Origin of the sequence: Pelagibius sp., assembly GCF_965249265.1 — a bacterium.
GTDB lineage: Bacteria > Pseudomonadota > Alphaproteobacteria > Kiloniellales > Kiloniellaceae > Pelagibius.
The window spans coordinates 3,655,149-3,671,036 of the sequence record NZ_OZ252224.1 but is presented as its reverse complement, the minus strand read 5'-3'; the positions used below and the strand labels follow the sequence as shown (position 1 = coordinate 3,671,036).

Sequence of the window (15,888 nt, the reverse complement as noted above, 5' to 3'; positions counted from 1 at the left end):
TCAAGAAACAAGCGAGACCCCGCGATCCGGGAGAGAAAAGATGGACGATAAGACCCAAACCGAATTGGAGGCCGCTGCCTTCCGTACCCTCGTGGCCCACCTGCGTGAGCGCACGGATGTCCAGAACATCGATCTGATGAATCTGGCCGGATTCTGCCGCAACTGCCTGTCGAAATGGTACCGCGCGGCGGCTGAGGACAAGGGCATCGAAATGGATTACGACGCGGCCCGTGAGCTGATCTACGGCATGCCTTATACCGATTGGAAGACCAAGTATCAGACCGAGGCCACGGCGGAGCAAAAGGCAGCCTTCGAGATCAGCCACAAGCACGACTGAAGGTTCGCGCCCTAGGTCGCGTCGGTTCCAGCCCGCTTCCCCTCCCGGCCGCCCATAGGACACTGGTGTCGGGTGGCCGGGAGGGGAAGCGGGCCGGTGCCGAATAAAACCCACCAAGCTGCTTTTCCCCCGTTTTCCACAGGCCGGCGGCGTTGTCAGCCCGGGGCGCTCCGGCTAGTCTGCGCGCCGTTTCTTAAGCCAAAATCCAGCAGGTTTCAGGAGTTTTCGCATGGCTGATGTCGGCGGCGTCGGGGCGGACCGTCTGCGGTCCTTTATCGAACGGATCGAGCGTCTCGAAGAGGAGAAGGCGGCCTTGACCGCGGATATCCGAGAGATTTATGCCGAATCCAAGGGCGAAGGCTTCGACACCAAGGTGATGCGCCAGATCGTCCGCCTGCGCAAAATGGATTCCGGTGACCGCCAGGAACAGGAAGCCATCCTGGACCTCTACAAACAGGCCCTCGGTATGGCCGGCTAAAGCTGCACTCTCTTACTTTCCGTCACCCTCGGACTTGTTCCGAGGGTCCATTTTTGCGGCCACTCGGATTCTTGGGTTCTAAAGCCCGCGCGGCTGATTCATGGATACTCGGGACAAGTCCGAGTATGATGCCCTGTGTGGGGTTAGAAGATCGTGCGAGCCATGCCAAACTTCTCGCGCTCTGGGCGGCCTAAAGTGATTGAGAACCAAATCCAGGCCGGGCGGCTGCTGACGGATCGGTGGTTCAAAGCAAGCCATCTCCAGCAGCCCGGGCCATCCTCTCGGCCGTCGCCTCACCGACGTGCTGCTTCACGTGCTCCTCGAACTCCTTCAGCAGCGACTGCTTTTCCGCAGGCGGCAAGGCCTGGAACTGTTCTTCGGTCATGTTCTTTGCGTTCAAAAAGGCCTCGAAGTAACGCTGCTCGGGCGTTTTGGCGATGTATTCCAGGAAGGCTTCGACGGCATCGCTTTTGCCTTCGGCGACCTTCTTCTCGGCTTCGGAGGCTTCTCTCACTTCTTCCTCGCTGTCTGCTTGCGCCATTTCCTGGCCGGTGAGAGCGGAGTCGGCCTGGGCCGCACCGAAAGCAGCCGCAGATCCGGCTTGCTGTTTATGGCGCGCATCCAAGTGCTCCTTCATGGCGCCAAGGAACTCCCGGAACTCGGTGTCGGACATCTTTTGCGGTGCCCCTTGTTTGGCGCCGTCCTGCGGCACTTCACCTCTGATCAGGGCATAGGCGGTCGATATGGAAGTCATGATGCGGTTCCTTCGTCTGCAGATTTTGCTCGCAACCCCAGCGTCAAAACCGCTGCAATAAATACGCCGGTTTTATGCTTAATCCGCGTTCACCACGCTCTTGGCGGAATTGTCGGCTTTCTTGCCCGGCGGTGTGACCCGGCCAGTCTCCTGGTCGTCGATGGAGGTGCATTTGAATCGGCAGATCCTGCCGCGGCAGCGGGTCGTTCGGCAGAATCTGACCCACAGCGATCCGCGAAACAAAGCCCGCTCACCCCGGCCCTCTCCCGCCCAGGACCTATTCTTTGGGGGGAGAGGAGGCACCAAAAAAGCGTCGCGGTAAATCCCCTTTTCCCTTGTGGGAGAGGGAGGGGCCCGCGCCAGCGGAAAGGTGAGGGGACCTGGAAGACTCCGCCCCATTGACGCTGTCGGTCCGCTCCGCCGATACTTTGTCCAAGAACAATTGACGAGGGAGCGGCAGAGGATGCTGCGCAGACATCATGACATGGGCGGGCTTGAGGCCGGACCGGTCGATCCTTTCGGGCCGGGCGCTGAGCACGATTATGCGCCCTGGGAAAAGAAAGTGGATGCGATCCTGCGGCTGGTGAGCGACCAGAAGCGCCGGATTATGACCGTGGACGAACTGCGCCGCGGCATCGAGGAACTGGGGCCGGGTGTCTACGACGAACTCAGCTACTACGAGCGCTGGATCGCTTCGGTCACCAACAACCTGATCGAAAAGGGCGTTATCGACATCGACGAGCTGGGCCGCCGGATGGCTGCGGTCACCGAAGCCTGGCCTGCCGGTGGCGTGACAGAAGCCGAACCCAAGACCGGTGGCGAGAGCACATGAGCGCGCGTTTTGCCGTGGGTGCCCGGGTATCGGTGCGGGCTGCTTTTCCGCCGGGCCATGTCCGCACGCCGTTTTTTATCCGCGGCAAGACCGGGGTGGTGACCGCTATCCTCGGTCCCTATCACAATCCGGAGGAACTGGCTTATGGCCGCAGCGGCGAACCTGTACTGCCGCTCTACCGCGTCAGTTTCCACACTGCCGATCTCTGGCAGAACTATGATGGCGGCACCAAGGACAGCACGGTGGTGGATGTCTATGAGAATTGGCTCGACGACGCCAGCGGGGAGAAAAACTGATGGCCGAAGATCATACGCACGATCACCCGCATGATCACAAGCATCCGCATCCCTTCCAGCCGGATCTCGAAGACAAGCCGCTCACCCACTATCAGGCGATGACCGAAGCGGTCGGCGAACTGCTGATCGAGAAGGGCGTGATCACCGGCGACGAGCTGCGGGCGATGCTGGAGCTGATTGACTCCAAGAGCCCGGCTGCCGGCGCCCAGATGGTGGCCCGCGCCTGGGTCGATCCCGCCTTTAAGGAGCGCATGCTGGATGACGTCCTGGCGGCGGCGGAGGAGTTGGGCATCGATGCCGGGGGCATCCCGATCCGCGCGGTGGAGAATACGCCCGGCGTGCACAACGTCATCGTCTGCACCCTCTGTTCCTGCTACCCGCGCCAGCTCATCGGTCTGCCGCCGGATTGGTACAAGGCGCGCAGCTACCGCAGCCGCACGGTGCGTGAGCCGCGCAAGGTTTTGGCGGAGTTCGGGACCGTGATCCCCGACGACGTCGAGGTCCGGGTACACGATTCGACCGCCGACCTGCGCTACATGGTGATCCCCGAACGCCCCGCCGGCAGCGAAGGCCTGGACGAAGCGGCCCTGGCCGGTCTCGTCACCCGCGACTGCATGATCGGCGTTACCCTGGCGAAGGCGGTGGGGTAGAACGAAATTCTGTAAGCGCGGCGCTTTCTAGCCCTGTGCCCGGGCTTCGCGGAAGGAGATCAGGCGGCGTGTGGTTTCGCACCAGAGGGTGAGGCGCACGCAGCCGAAGCTCTGCCAGAGCGTCACCCGGCCAACGCTCTTCAAGTCGGGGTGGTCGCGCAGCACCCGCGGCAGGCGGTAGTAGGGAATGCGGCTGCTGAGGTGGTGCATGCCGATGTTGGCGGTCAGCCAGCGCAGGGGAAGCGGCAGGTCGTAGTGGGAACTGCCGTTCAGCGCCGCCTCATGCAGGTCCCAGTTCTGGCTTTCCGCCCAGTAAGTCCCCTCGAACTGATGCTGTACGTAGAACAGCCAGACGCCGATTGAAGCGGCGAGCAGCGTGATCGGCACCTGGACCATCAGGAAGGTTTCCAGGCCGGTGAACCAGATCACCGTGGCAACGACAAGGGCGGTCGCCAGATTGGTCGCCATGGCATTGAACCAGGCCTGGTTTCGATTGCGGGTGACGCTGTGCGGCAGGCGGTGCTGCAGTACGAAGACAAAGGCCGGCCCGATGCCGAACAGCACGACGGGATGCCGATAAAGGCGATAGCGCAGGCGGCCCCAAGGGTTGAGCGCGCGGTATTCGCGCACCGTCAGGGTGTCGATGTCGCCGACGCCGCGGCGTTCCAGATGGCCGCTGCTGGCGTGGTGAACGGCGTGAGCCTGACGCCAGCTGTCATAGGGTGTGAGCGTCAGCACGGATATCGCCCGGCCGATCCAGTCGTTGATCCGGCGGCGGCGGAAGAAGGCGCCGTGGCCGCAGTCGTGCTGGATCATGAAGAGGCGGACGAGGAATCCCGCCGCCAGTAGGGCGGGGAAGATCGAGAGTGCCCAATAGCCATAGTGAACCGTGGCCCAGGTCAGGATCCAAAGCCCAGCGAAGGGCAGGGCGGTGACGGCGATTTCGAAGAGGCTGCGGCCATGGCTGGGCTTGCCGTAGGGCGCAAGTCTGGCGCTCCATTGCCGCGCCTCGGTAAGGGGGCGGTCGGCAAGGGGTTTCGGCGCCCCGGCTTGCGGGGCTGCGATCGAGGTTTCTGAAATCGGCTCGGCTCTGCGGTCTAAGCCCGCATCGGGCCGCCGCCTGCTGATGCGGGCGGCGGCCCGATTGCGATAAAGCGGTCTGGCGACCGCTATCGGTCAGGCGATTTCGATGGTGCCGACGGCGATCTTGCCGCTGCGCGGGTCGTTCTGCGTGTCGAACTTCACCTTCTGGCCTTCCTGAAGGCCGGCGATACCGGCGCGCTCCAGCGCGGTGGCGTGGACGAAAACGTCCTTCTGGCCGTCTTCCGGCTCGATGAAACCGAAACCTTTGTGTTCGTTGTAGAACTTCACGGTGCCCGCAATCATGGGGAATTCCTTTCACTAACGGGTTGCACAAGAGACGCGGCACACGAAAAAGGCGTGAGCCGATTCCCAGTTCGTTGAATTTGGAGAGAGCGTCTGAATCGTGCGCGCCCGTCAGTGACGAAGCGAAGCGGCCCAGTCATCCGGCCAATATTCACCCGCAGTACATAGGCGTGAAGCACGGCAATAGCAAGTTATGACCTTCAGACGGTCATTGGCGCCTGCGTTTCCGCAGGTCCCGGATGGTGTGGCCGAAGTTTTGCGAGAAGGCGCGGGACAGGGTTGCGGTTGAGACGAAACCGGTCCTGGCGGCGATCTCGGCGACCGTCAGGGCAGTCTCCTCGGCCAGGGAACGGGCCAGGTTGAGTCGCATCATCTGATAGTAGCGGCCGGGCGAGAGGCCGAGTTCGCGGTGGAACAGACGATCGAGGCTGCGCGTTGAGAGGCCTGCGCTCGCCGCGATCTGCCGAATGGCCGGCGGCTCTTCGATGGCCTCGCGCATGGCGAGCAGCGCGCGCTCCAACTGGGGGACGCGGATCAATGAGGGGTTGTGGGCGCCACGGCCACGGCTGAAGTTGGTCTCGACGTCGTAGACAAAGAGGTTCGATATGTCGAAAGCAAGCGCATCGCCGGCCGTCCCCCGGATCAGTTTCAGCATCAAAGCCAGGACGGTTGAGGCACCGCCTGCGGTTATCCGGTTGCGGTCGAGGACGAAACGCTCGGTGCTGACACTGATGTCGAGAAAGCGCTCTTCGAAGGCCGTCAGTTCCTGCCAGTGAACCGTGGCGCGATAACCGTTCAGCAGCCCGGCTTCCGCGAGCAGCCAGGCCCCCATGTCCAGGCCGCCGACCATTCCGGCTTTGCGCGCAGCCTTGCGGACCGCGGCGAGAACCGGCTTTCGGGCCAGTTTGCGCACGCCATAGCCGCAGATCACCAGCAGGCTGTCGAAGGACTCGGCTTCCGCCAGGGCGAGTTCAGGGTGAATGCTGAGTCCGCTGGAGCTGCGCACCGCTGCGCCGTCGAGGCTTGCGAGTCGCCAGGTGAAGGGCGCCTGCGGTGCGAGATCGCGGGCTGCCCGCAGGGGTTCCACCGCCGAGGCGAGCACCATGTTGGAGAAGCCGTCGAACAGCAGGACCAGAATTTTATGTGGCTGGTTTGGCAGCATTAGCAAAATATAAGACAGAATAAGCAAAAAATTACCAGTCCTCAGCGCCTAGTCTTGAACTGGGGGACGCGGCCCGCCTGAGGCCGCCGTTTCCGGCTGAGGGGGCGGCATATGACACTGCAGATCAACCGCGACGTCTTCATTACCTGCGCCGTCACCGGCTCCGGCCAGACTCAGGAGCGCAGTCCCCATGTGCCGCGCTCCCCTGCCGAGATTGCCGAGAGCGCGCTTGCGGCGGCCCGGGCGGGGGCTGCGGTGGTGCATTGCCATGTCCGCGATCCGGAGAGCGGCGCGCCCTCCCGCGACCCAGCGCTCTATCGCGAGGTGACGGAGCGTATCCGCGACTCGGAGACCGATGTGGTCTTGAACCTGACGGCGGGCATGGGCGGAGACCTTGTCTTCGGCGGCCCCGAAAAGCCGCTGCCCTTGGCCGAGGGCACCGATATGGCGGGCGCGACGGAGCGCATGGCGCCCATCGCCGACTGCCTGCCCGAAATCTGCACCCTCGACTGCGGCACCATGAATTTCGCCGAGAACGACTACGTCATGACCAACACGCCGGGCATGCTGCGTGCCATGGGGCGGATGATGACGGACTTGGGTGTGCGGCCGGAGATCGAAGCCTTCGACACGGGGCATCTCTGGTTTGCCAAGCAGCTTGTGGAAGAGGGCGTGCTCGAAGGGCCGGCGCTGGTGCAGTTCTGCATGGGCGTTCCCTGGGGCGCGCCCAATGACCTGAACACGCTCCTGGCCATGGTCAACAACCTGCCGCCGGATTGGACCTGGTCCGCCTTCAGCCTGGGGCGTCACCAGATGCCTTATGTGGCGGCGGCGGTTCTGGCCGGCGGCAACGTAAGGGTCGGCCTGGAGGACAATCTCTTTCTGGACCGGGGGGTCCTGGCCACCAACGCGCAGCTTGTCGAGCGGGCGGTTTCCATCGTCGAAGCGCTCGGCGCGACGGTTTTGGACGCCGCGGCGGTGCGTGCGCGCCTCGGCCTGACCAAGCGGGCGCCACGATGAAGGCGGCCATTATCGGCGGTGGCGTGATCGGCGGTGGCTGGGCCGCGCGCTTCCTGCTGAACGGTTGGGACGTCGCGGTTTTTGATCCCGACGCCGAGGCCGAGCGCAAGGTCACCGAAGTCATCGCCAATGCGCGCCGCAGCCTGCCGGGGCTCTATGACCGGGCTTTGCCGGAAGAGGGCAGCCTGCGCTTCTGTGCCTCCCTCAGCGACGCCGTGTCGGCGGCCGCTTGGGTGCAGGAAAGCGTTCCCGAGCGTCTCGACTTGAAGCAACGGGTGCTGTCGGAGATCCAGGCCGCGATCGAGCCTTCTGCGGTCATCGCTTCTTCGACTTCCGGGTTCAAACCGTCGGAACTGCAGGCGGCGGCGCAGCGTCCCGAGCAGATTCTGGTCTGCCACCCCTTCAACCCGGTTTATCTGCTGCCGCTGGTCGAGGTCGTGCCCTCCGACGCCAACACACAGGAATTGCGGGAGCGTTGCACGGCCATCCTCCAACAGATCGGTATGAAGCCCTTGGTGGTGCGGCGGGAGATCGACGCCCATATCGCCGACCGGCTGCTGGAAGCGGTGTGGCGTGAGGCGCTCTGGCTGGTGAAGGACGACGTCGCAACAACGCAGGAGATCGACGACGCGATCCGTTTCGGCTTCGGCCTGCGCTGGGCGCAGATGGGTCTATTTGAGACCTATCGCATCGCCGGCGGGGAGGGGGGCATGGCCCACTTCATGAAGCAGTTCGGCCCGGCCCTGAAATGGCCCTGGACGAAGCTCATGGACGTGCCGGAGCTGACAGATGACCTGGTGGCGCGCATCGCCGAGCAGTCGGACGCGCAGTCCGGTCATCATGATCTGCGAAGGCTGGAGCGCCTGCGTGACGACAACCTCGTCGCCATCCTGCGGGCCTTGAAAAACAACGCCTGGGGCGCAGGGGAGACGCTCGCCACGCATGAGGAGACGCTGCCGGATCCGGCCGAAGCGGAGGCCGAAGATGCGATCACCGTCGAGCGTCGTGTGCCCTACAGCTGGACCGACTACAACGGCCATATGAACGAGGCGCACTATCTGGAGGTCTTTGCTCAGGCCAGCGACCGCTTCATGGCGCTGATTGGTGCTGATGCCGACTATATCGACAAAGGCAGCAGCTACTTCACTGTTGAGAGCCATCTGCGCCACCTGGACGAAGTGAAAGCCGGGGAAGACCTCAGGGTTCGGACGCGGGTAATCGGCGGCGACGGGCGGAAACTGCACCTCTTTCATCAAATGGAAAGCGAAAACCGCCGTTTGGCCGCAACCGGCGAGCACCTGTTGATCCATGTCGATCTGAAAACGCGACGCAGCTCAACCCCTGGTGCAGAGATCTCAGAGAATCTGTTGCGTTATCAACGCAGGCACTCCACGCTGGGTACCCTAGGAGGCGTCGGTCGATTCGTCGGGCAGCGGCACTAGCGCCAAGCGCCGCGGAAACAATGGAAGCGCCCAGAGAAGCGCATTAACAGCGGCTTCAGCAGAAGCCCAAAAACATGAAAAGGCTGGGAGGATAAGGAATGTCAGATTCGAATCCGAATTCCCATCTGGTTGCAAAAACCGGTTTCTTTACGGGGTTGCATCCAGGCATGGGATTGGCGGCGAAGGGTATGGTCGCCGCATTTGTCATCTTTACGGTTTTGAACGTTGAACTTGCGGGCAGCGTCTACAGTGCGGTGCGCGGTTGGATCGAAAGCGGTCTCAGCTGGTACTATATCACCACGCTGACGGTGCTTTTCTTCATCTGCGTTTACCTGATGTGCTCCAAGTGGGGCAGCATCAAGCTGGGAGACGACGACAGCAAGCCGGAGTTCAGCTACTTCTCCTGGTTCGCCATGTTGTTCTCGGCTGGTGTCGGAATCGGCATCCTGTTCTTCGGTGTCGCGGAGCCGATTTTCTATTTCGATAACTCCGGTGCCTTCGGCTATCCGAACAACCCGCATGCCGACTTGAACGGCCATGCGGAGATGACGATTCAACGCGGCGTCGATGCGATGCGCGTCACCTATTTCCACTGGGGCTTCCACGGTTGGGCGGTTTATGTGATCGTCGGCCTCTGCCTCGCCTACTTCGGCTTTCGCAAGAAGCTGCCGCTCACCTTCCGCTCCTCGCTCTATCCGCTGATCGGCGAGCGCATCTATGGCCCCATCGGCCATGCCGTCGATCTGCTGGCGGTTTTCGGGACGGTCTTCGGCGTCGCAACCTCTCTCGGCCTCGGCGTCAGTCAGATGGCGACAGGGCTGAATGTGCTGTTCGGTATCGACCCCGGCATCACTACCAAGCTGGTGCTGATTCTGGTGATCTCGGTCATCGCCACCCTTTCGGCGGTGTCCGGCGTGGGCAACGGCATCCGCATCATCTCCGAATGGAACATCTGGTTGTCGGTCCTGCTGCTCGGGGCTTTTGTTGTCTTCGGACCTTTTCAATGGCTGATGAGCTTCTTCATCACCTCCATTGGCGACTACATCTGGAATGTGGTGCCCATGGGCTTTTGGACTGCAAACGAGCCGGGCAACGCCGCCTGGCAAGGCGGCTGGACCATCTTCTATTGGGGTTGGTGGATTTCCTGGGCGCCCTTTGTCGGCATGTTCATCGCCCGGATCTCGCGGGGCCGAACGATCCGTGAGTTCATGGTCGGTGTGATGTTCGTACCGACGACCATCGCCTTCTTCTGGCTCTGCATGTTCGGCGGCAATGCCATCTGGCAGGAGCTGAATGCGGTCGGCGGACCCGGTGCCGCCGGCGGGGCGGGGATCATCGAGACGGTCAGGGCCTGGAACCTGCCCAACGCGCTCTATGGCACCATCGCCAATCTCGGCGCGACCTCTTGGGCCGGTGATCTCAGTTGGTTGACCTGGCCGTTGTCGGCCTTGGCGACCTTCCTGCTGGCCTCCTGGTTCATCACCTCCTCCGATTCCGGAACGCTGGTGATTACGACCATGCTGTCGATGGGCGACGATGATCCGCCGAAGGTGTTTCGGATCATCTGGGGTATGGGCGAAGGCCTCGTGGCTGCCGTGCTGTTGCTTGCCGGCGGCCTGGGGGCCCTGCAGACCGCCTCCATCGCGGCGGCCTTCCCGATTTCCTTCGTCCTTCTGGCGATGACCTGGGGCCTGTTGAAATCGCTGTCGACAGATCCATCCGCTGCGCCCTTGGGCGAACGGAAGGTGGCGCCTGATGGCACCAGGATCACGCAGGAGCTGCACGCCTAGCTGGGATCCGCAGGTTACCCTATCGGCCCGGACTCTTTTGAGTCCGGGCCGCTTTCTTTTGAGTTAACGCCTGTTTCGGGGAGGCCGCGTCATTCCCTGGCGGGAGGGGCGGCATCGTCCAATTCGGCCGCGCGCTGGTAGGCGGGACGATCGGTGAGCCGTGCGACATAGTCGGCAAAGCCGGGCCGCGTCTCCATGGTGCCGAACTGCAGACCCCAATTGATCTGCGATCCCAGGTAGATATCGGCCGCCGTGAAGCTTTCCCCGGCGATGTAACCGCCGCCGGCGAGCGCTTTCTCAAGGGTGTCCATCACCGTTGCGAAAGTGCCGTAGCCGACCATTGCCTGCTGCTCGCCTTCCGGATCGAAGCCCAGATAGTGGTGTGTCACGGCTGATTCGATCGGCCCGGCGGCGAAGAACAGCCAGCGGTAGTAGCTGCCGCGCTTGTCGAGCGGCGGCGCCAGTCCGACGTCGGGAAAAGCATCGGCCAGATAGGCGCAGATGGCTGCGCATTCGGTGACGAGATTGTCTCCATGACGTATGGCGGGCACCTTGCCCATGGGATTGATCGCCAGATAGTCCGGGCTTTTCATCATTGCGCCGTATTCGATGACCTCGGTCCGATAGGGCGCCGCCACCTCCTCAAGCATCCAACGGGCGATGCGGCCGCGTGATTGCGGATTGGTGTAAAAGACAATTTCTTCTCTCATGGATCTGCCTTCTGCTGATTGCCGAGGGACGATATCGCAAGCGGCGGTAGGGTTCATCCGCTGAATACCCGTATCGCGGAAATACCCACCCCCCTCTCCCTTGGCATTACCTCTTCGGTTCCCTGCCGTCGGCCCGGTAAGGCTGCTAATTTGGCGCGGGAGAGAGAGTTCTCCGGGCCCTAAAGGGTTCGGGGTGACGAAGGAAAGCAGGGGAAAAATGACATGGCTGTGAATGTCTACTTCGCGACCAACCGCAAGGTGAGCGGTGGCGCCAAACCGGAGATTGGTGAAGACTTTCACCCGAATCTCGATGAACTGCGGTTCGGTAAGGTGAGTTTCGCCGGCAAAGATCTCTACAAGAAGGATCTCGGTTCCTTCGTTCAGTCGGGAAAGATTTCCCTGGCGCCGGAACGCTTGGACCGGGAAGATGCGGCCCGCTCGAAACTCGGCAGTGCGGCGATCTTCGACGAAGTGCGCCAGGAGATGAAGAAGAAGGGGGACGCCCTGATCTTCGTGCATGGCTACGATCACAAGTTCCGCGAGGCGGCGGGCCGTGCGGTTCAACTGCAGCAATGGTTGGCCGCCGGCGGCAAGGACATGACCATGCTGTTCTTCACCTGGCCTTCCGCAGGGGCGGGGGTTTCGCGGCGCACCTATGCCGACGACCGCAAGCGGGCCGAGGCGTCAGGCGCGGCCTTGGGCCGGGCGATCCTGAAAGCCACGGACTTCATCCGCAACACGGCGCGCGACGAGCGCTGCGACGGCCGCATTCATCTGCTCTGCCACTCCATGGGCAACTGGGCCATCCGCGGCGCCGTGCAGTCCATGCGCACCTTCGTCGGCAACAACCTGCCGCCGCTCTTCGAAGAGGTCATCCTGGCGGCCGCCGACGAGGATGACGACACCCTGCAGTCGACCCACAAGATCGCACCGTTGCTGCGCGGCTGCCGCCGCCTGACGGTCTACTACAACCACCAGGACGCCGCCCTGAAGGCCAGCGATTTTGCCATGGGCAATCCCGACCGCCTGGGCCGCAGCGGCCCCTGCCCGACGGAGGATGTCAAGCTCTCGGCAAAGGTTTCCGTCGTCAACGTCTCGCCGCGGATCATCTGGGAGGCCAAGGGCGCCAACGCCTGGACCGCCGACCCGACGGGGCATCAGTACTTCCGCAACAACCGGCGGGTCCGCAAAGACCTGATCGACGTGCTGGGTGGTAAGCTTGACGAGGACTTTTTGGCCGATGAGGAGCGCCGTCAGAACGACGCCGGGACCTATTGGCGGTTGGAGTAAGGAAACAAAAAAGCCCCCTCACCCCGACCCTCTCCCACAAGGGGAGAGGGGGAAGCAAAAAATGGGATAGTGCCAGTAAACCCTCTCCCCTTGTGGGAGAGGGAGGGGCCCGCGTCAGCGGGAGGGTGAGGGGGCTTTGTTGTTTCGCTACTCGGCCGCCGTCTGGCGCTGCGCCGGATTGCGCAGGGCCTCCAGCAGGTCGCCTTCGCAAGCCTTGGCGGTTTTCACATGGGCTTCCTTCACGTGGCCGTAGCCGCGGATCTTTTCCGGGATCGAGGCCAGTTCCACGGCGATAGCGTGGCTGTCGATGGAGAGCTTCCCTGCAACCTCTTCCATAACCGCTTCATAGTCCCGGATCAGCGCCTGTTCCATCTTGCGCTCGGCGCTGTAGCCGAAGATGTCGAGGGCCGTACCGCGCAGGCCCTTCAGCTTGGACAGCAGGCGGAAGGCCGGCAGCATCCAGGCGCCGAACTCCTGCTTCTGCAGTTCGCCGTTGTCGGGATTGCGCTTGGCGATCAGCGGCGGGGCGAGATGGAAGGAAAGTTTGAAGTCGCCCTCGAACTGCTCGTTCAGCTTCTGACGGAACTCCGGGCCGCTGTAGAGCCGCGCCACTTCGTATTCGTCCTTCACCGCCAGCAGCTTGAAGTAATAGCGGGCGACGGCCTCGGCGAGGCCGGAGAAGCCGGGCGCTTTCTCCTTTTCCGCCTGACGCAGGCGTGTCACCAGTTTCTTGTAGCGCTCTGCATAGGCGGCGTTCTGATAGCCGGTCAGGAAGTCGGCGCGCCGGGAGATCAGCTCGTCCAGGTCCTGGGAGAGGTGATGGCTCTGCGGTTCGGCCTTGGGCGCAATGGCCTTTTCCACCCTCGCCAGATCGTGGGCGCCCCGCCGCCCCCAGCGGAAGGCGCGCTTGTTGGCTTCGACCGCCACGCTGTTCAGTTCGATGGCCTTGTTGATGGCTTCTTCGCTCAGCGGCACCAGGCCCTTTTGCCAGGCAAAACCCAGCATGAAGAGGTTGGTGGCGATGGAATCGCCAAGCAGGGCGGTGGCGATGCGCGTGGCATCAATGAAGTCGGCCTTGCCGGGGCCGCTGGCTTCGGCGATGAGGCGCTGCAGTTCGCCGCCCGGGAACGCCAGGTCGGGATTGCGGGTGAATTCCCCGGTCATCACCTGATGGCTGTTGATCACCGCATGGGTATCGCCCGGGGTGATTTTGGACAGGGCCTCGAAGCCGCTGGCGACCACGAGGTCGCAGCCGAGTATCAGCTTGGCGCCGCCGGCGGAGATGCGCACGGCATGAATGTCTTCCGGCTTGGGGGCGAGGCGGATGTGGCTGACCACGGCGCCGCCTTTTTGCGCCAGCCCTGCCATGTCGAGCAGGGAGCAGCCGCGCCCCTCCAGATGGGCGGCCATGCCGAGCAGCGCACCGATGGTCACCACGCCGGTACCGCCGACCCCGGTGACCACGATGCCGTAAGGTGCGTCGAGGCTCGGCACAACAGGTGCCGGCAGATCGTCCCAGGTATCCGCCGCCGGGCTCGGCTTCTGCGACAGCGGCTTCATCTTGCGGATGGCGCCGCCATGCACCGTCACGAAGCTGGGGCAGAAGCCGTTCACGCAGGAAAAGTCCTTGTTGCAGGACGATTGGTCGATGGCGCGCTTGCGCCCGAATTCGGTTTCCACCGGCACCACGGAAACGCAGTTGGATTTTACCGAACAGTCGCCGCAGCCCTCGCAGACCAGATCGTTGATGAAGGCGCGCTTGGGCGGATCGGGGAAGAGGCCGCGCTTGCGGCGCCGGCGCTTTTCCGCCGCGCAGGTCTGATCGTAGAGCAGCACGGTAACGCCTTCGATCTCGCGCAGATCCTTCTGGATCGCATCGAGACGCTCGCGATGCTCGACGGTCACGCCCTCGGCCCAGTTGGTGCCCAGGGGATACTTTTCAGGCTCGTCGGTCACCACCACGATGCGGCGCACGCCTTCGGCGGCGACCTGACGGGTGATCATGGCCGGGTCGAGAGGACCGTCGACCGGCTGCCCGCCGGTCATGGCCACCGCATCGTTGTAAAGGATCTTGTAGGTGATGTTGACACCGGCGCCGACGGCGGCACGGATCGCCAGGATTCCGGAGTGGAAGTAGGTGCCGTCGCCCAGATTGACGAAGACATGCTTGGTCTTGGAGAAGGGGGCCTGACCGACCCAGGCGACGCCCTCGCCGCCCATCTGGCTGAAGGTGTCGGTGTTCCGGTCCATCCACTGCACCATGTAGTGACAGCCGATACCGGCCAAGGCACGGCTGCCTTCGGGAACCTTCGTAGACGAGTTGTGGGGGCAGCCGGAGCAGAAGTAGGGAACCCGGGTCATCGGGGTCTGCTCGGCGCTCAGAGCCTCTTCCTTTTCCGCCAGGAAACGCAGGCGCTGGTCAATGTCCTCGCTGGAATGAAAACGTGCGATGCGCTTGGCGATGGCGCGGGCAATGCGCGCCGGGGTCAGTTCACCGATGGAGGGCAGAATCCAGTCGCCGTTTTCGTCGAACTTGCCAACGATGCGCGGGCGCACGTCGGCGCGCCAGTTGTAGAGCTGTTCCTTCACCTGGTTTTCGATGATGGCGCGCTTTTCCTCGACCACCAGGATTTCTTCCAGGCCTTCGGCGAACTGGCGGATACCTTCGCGCTCCAGCGGCCAGGACATGCCGACCTTGTAGACCGCCAGGCCGACTTCCCGGGCCCGGGCTTCGTCGATGCTCAGATCGTCGAGGGCCTGGCGTACGTCGAGATAGGCCTTGCCGGCGGTGACGATGCCAAAGCGCGGCTTCTCCGCGCCGAGCACCGTCTTGTCCAGTTTGTTTGCGCGGGCAAAGGCGAGGGCGGCATAGATCTTGTGGCGGTGCAGGCGTTCTTCCTGCTCCAGCGGCGTGTCCGGCCAGCGCACATGCAGGCCGCCCGGCGTTTCCTCGAAGTCCTCCGGCAGGATGATCTGGTTGCGCGCCGGATCGATCGACACGCTGGCGGAGGAGTCGACGGTCTCGCCGATGGTCTTGAAGCCGATCCAGCAGCCGGAAAAACGGCTCATCGCCCAGCCGTAGAGGCCGAGATCGAGAAACTCCTGAACCCCCGCCGGGTTGAGCACCGGGATCATCAGGTCCATGAAGGTGTATTCGCACTGATGCGCGGTGGTCGAGGATTTGGCGGTGTGGTCGTCGCCGGCCAGCAGCAGAACGCCGCCGTTGCGGCTGGCGCCGGCCATGTTGCCGTGGCGCAGCACGTCGCCGGAGCGGTCGACACCCGGGCCCTTGGCGTACCACATGGAAAAAACGCCGTCGTAATTGCTGTCGCCGAAAAGGTCGCCCTGCTGGCTGCCCCAGACCGCGGTGGCTGCCAGGTCTTCGTTCACGCCGGCCTGGAAGTGGATGTGATGTTTCTTCAGGAATTGCACGGCGCGGCCCATCTGCTGATCGACACCGCCCAGCGGCGAGCCGCGATAACCGGTGACGAAGCCCGCGGTGTTGAGCCCTGCGGCGAGATCGCGCTGGCGCTGCATCATCGGCAGGCGCACCAGCGCCTGGGTGCCGGTCAGGAAGACCCGGCCCCGTTCAAGGGCGTATTTGTCGTCTAGGGAAACCGCCTGCAAAGCCATAGTCACGGGTCCTGCTTGCTGTTACGGCGCAGTGAGATTTCTGATCTCTCATAAAAAGGTAATAGATGCTGACCTAAATAACAATTTAAGAGGCTGCCGGCGACTGAA

The 15,888-nt window shown here is 63.0% G+C and carries 15 protein-coding genes; 9 read left to right on the top strand and 6 right to left on the bottom strand.

Features of this window, described 5'->3' with window-relative positions; translation table 11 throughout:
• The first annotated feature begins 40 nt into the window (after window positions 1–40).
• Window positions 41–337 carry a DUF1244 domain-containing protein gene (locus ACP146_RS17515; protein WP_422368039.1) on the top strand — a complete coding sequence of 99 codons (297 nt, stop codon included), beginning with the start codon at window positions 41–43 and terminating at the stop codon, window positions 335–337.
• Window positions 338–566: 229 nt separating this feature from the next.
• Window positions 567–815 (top strand): DUF2312 domain-containing protein, encoded by a 249-nt coding sequence (locus ACP146_RS17510; protein WP_422368038.1) that lies wholly within the window; start codon window positions 567–569, stop codon window positions 813–815.
• Window positions 816–1,059: 244 nt separating this feature from the next.
• Here the strand turns inward: ACP146_RS17510 and ACP146_RS17505 are convergent, their stop codons facing one another.
• Entirely contained in the window at window positions 1,060–1,569 is a 510-nt protein-coding gene (locus ACP146_RS17505; protein WP_422368037.1) for a hypothetical protein, read from the bottom strand.
• A 463-nt stretch (window positions 1,570–2,032) separates the two neighbouring features.
• On the opposite strand from ACP146_RS17505, the gene ACP146_RS17500 reads away from it, so the two are divergent.
• The 3 genes from ACP146_RS17500 to nthA are packed head-to-tail and all read left to right on the top strand — an operon-like array spanning window position 2,033 to window position 3,347.
• Window positions 2,033–2,401, top strand: a complete 369-nt coding sequence (locus ACP146_RS17500) for a hypothetical protein (RefSeq protein ID WP_422368036.1) — start codon at window positions 2,033–2,035, stop codon at window positions 2,399–2,401.
• Window positions 2,398–2,697, top strand: a complete 300-nt coding sequence (locus tag ACP146_RS17495) for an SH3-like domain-containing protein (protein WP_422368035.1) — start codon at window positions 2,398–2,400, stop codon at window positions 2,695–2,697. The genes ACP146_RS17500 and ACP146_RS17495 overlap by 4 nt, the downstream gene beginning before the upstream one ends.
• On the top strand, window positions 2,697–3,347 hold the full coding sequence (gene nthA / locus ACP146_RS17490; RefSeq protein WP_422368034.1) for a nitrile hydratase subunit alpha: 651 nt from the start codon (window positions 2,697–2,699) through the stop codon (window positions 3,345–3,347). Before ACP146_RS17495 ends, nthA begins: the two co-directional genes overlap by 1 nt.
• Window positions 3,348–3,374: 27 nt before the next feature.
• Here nthA and ACP146_RS17485 read toward each other — a convergent pair whose 3' ends face one another.
• From ACP146_RS17485 to ACP146_RS17475, 3 genes are all read right to left on the bottom strand, one after another.
• Window positions 3,375–4,208, bottom strand: coding sequence for a fatty acid desaturase (locus tag ACP146_RS17485; protein ID WP_422369670.1), 834 nt, complete (start codon window positions 4,206–4,208; stop codon window positions 3,375–3,377).
• Between the two features lie 315 nt (window positions 4,209–4,523).
• The gene (locus tag ACP146_RS17480) at window positions 4,524–4,733 is read right to left on the bottom strand and encodes a cold-shock protein (protein WP_422368033.1); all 210 of its coding nucleotides are present in this window, start codon (window positions 4,731–4,733) and stop codon (window positions 4,524–4,526) included.
• A 208-nt stretch (window positions 4,734–4,941) separates the two neighbouring features.
• Window positions 4,942–5,895 (bottom strand): GlxA family transcriptional regulator, encoded by a 954-nt coding sequence (locus ACP146_RS17475; RefSeq protein WP_422368032.1) that lies wholly within the window; start codon window positions 5,893–5,895, stop codon window positions 4,942–4,944.
• Between the two features lie 111 nt (window positions 5,896–6,006).
• On the opposite strand from ACP146_RS17475, the gene ACP146_RS17470 reads away from it, so the two are divergent.
• The 3 genes from ACP146_RS17470 to ACP146_RS17460 all read left to right on the top strand — a co-directional run bounded on the left by ACP146_RS17470 (window position 6,007) and on the right by ACP146_RS17460 (window position 10,147).
• A complete protein-coding gene (locus ACP146_RS17470; RefSeq protein ID WP_422368031.1) occupies window positions 6,007–6,915 on the top strand; it encodes a 3-keto-5-aminohexanoate cleavage protein in 909 nt (302 codons plus the stop codon).
• Window positions 6,912–8,357 (top strand): carnitine 3-dehydrogenase, encoded by a 1,446-nt coding sequence (locus ACP146_RS17465; protein WP_422368030.1) that lies wholly within the window; start codon window positions 6,912–6,914, stop codon window positions 8,355–8,357. The genes ACP146_RS17470 and ACP146_RS17465 overlap by 4 nt, the downstream gene beginning before the upstream one ends.
• A gap of 98 nt (window positions 8,358–8,455) precedes the next feature.
• Window positions 8,456–10,147, top strand: coding sequence for a BCCT family transporter (locus tag ACP146_RS17460; protein ID WP_422368029.1), 1,692 nt, complete (start codon window positions 8,456–8,458; stop codon window positions 10,145–10,147).
• 89 nt (window positions 10,148–10,236) lie between these two features.
• On the opposite strand, the gene ACP146_RS17455 is transcribed toward ACP146_RS17460, so the two are convergent.
• The gene (locus ACP146_RS17455; RefSeq protein WP_422368028.1) at window positions 10,237–10,857 is read right to left on the bottom strand and encodes a glutathione S-transferase family protein; all 621 of its coding nucleotides are present in this window, start codon (window positions 10,855–10,857) and stop codon (window positions 10,237–10,239) included.
• A gap of 222 nt (window positions 10,858–11,079) precedes the next feature.
• On the opposite strand from ACP146_RS17455, the gene ACP146_RS17450 reads away from it, so the two are divergent.
• Window positions 11,080–12,147 carry an alpha/beta hydrolase gene (locus tag ACP146_RS17450; protein WP_422368027.1) on the top strand — a complete coding sequence of 356 codons (1,068 nt, stop codon included), beginning with the start codon at window positions 11,080–11,082 and terminating at the stop codon, window positions 12,145–12,147.
• A 147-nt stretch (window positions 12,148–12,294) separates the two neighbouring features.
• Here the strand turns inward: ACP146_RS17450 and ACP146_RS17445 are convergent, their stop codons facing one another.
• On the bottom strand, window positions 12,295–15,780 hold the full coding sequence (locus ACP146_RS17445) for an indolepyruvate ferredoxin oxidoreductase family protein (protein ID WP_422368026.1): 3,486 nt from the start codon (window positions 15,778–15,780) through the stop codon (window positions 12,295–12,297).
• Window positions 15,781–15,888: the final 108 nt, after the last annotated feature.

Coding starts and splice junctions, on each gene's coding strand:
- ACP146_RS17515 (WP_422368039.1), top strand. CDS start 41: ATGGACGATAAGACCCAAACCGAATTGGAGGCCGCTGCCTTCCGTACC.
- ACP146_RS17510 (WP_422368038.1), top strand. CDS start 567: ATGGCTGATGTCGGCGGCGTCGGGGCGGACCGTCTGCGGTCCTTTATC.
- ACP146_RS17505 (WP_422368037.1), bottom strand. CDS start 1,569: ATGACTTCCATATCGACCGCCTATGCCCTGATCAGAGGTGAAGTGCCG.
- ACP146_RS17500 (WP_422368036.1), top strand. CDS start 2,033: ATGCTGCGCAGACATCATGACATGGGCGGGCTTGAGGCCGGACCGGTC.
- ACP146_RS17495 (WP_422368035.1), top strand. CDS start 2,398: ATGAGCGCGCGTTTTGCCGTGGGTGCCCGGGTATCGGTGCGGGCTGCT.
- nthA (WP_422368034.1), top strand. CDS start 2,697: ATGGCCGAAGATCATACGCACGATCACCCGCATGATCACAAGCATCCG.
- ACP146_RS17480 (WP_422368033.1), bottom strand. CDS start 4,733: ATGATTGCGGGCACCGTGAAGTTCTACAACGAACACAAAGGTTTCGGT.
- ACP146_RS17475 (WP_422368032.1), bottom strand. CDS start 5,895: ATGCTGCCAAACCAGCCACATAAAATTCTGGTCCTGCTGTTCGACGGC.
- ACP146_RS17470 (WP_422368031.1), top strand. CDS start 6,007: ATGACACTGCAGATCAACCGCGACGTCTTCATTACCTGCGCCGTCACC.
- ACP146_RS17465 (WP_422368030.1), top strand. CDS start 6,912: ATGAAGGCGGCCATTATCGGCGGTGGCGTGATCGGCGGTGGCTGGGCC.
- ACP146_RS17460 (WP_422368029.1), top strand. CDS start 8,456: ATGTCAGATTCGAATCCGAATTCCCATCTGGTTGCAAAAACCGGTTTC.
- ACP146_RS17455 (WP_422368028.1), bottom strand. CDS start 10,857: ATGAGAGAAGAAATTGTCTTTTACACCAATCCGCAATCACGCGGCCGC.
- ACP146_RS17450 (WP_422368027.1), top strand. CDS start 11,080: ATGGCTGTGAATGTCTACTTCGCGACCAACCGCAAGGTGAGCGGTGGC.
- ACP146_RS17445 (WP_422368026.1), bottom strand. CDS start 15,780: ATGGCTTTGCAGGCGGTTTCCCTAGACGACAAATACGCCCTTGAACGG.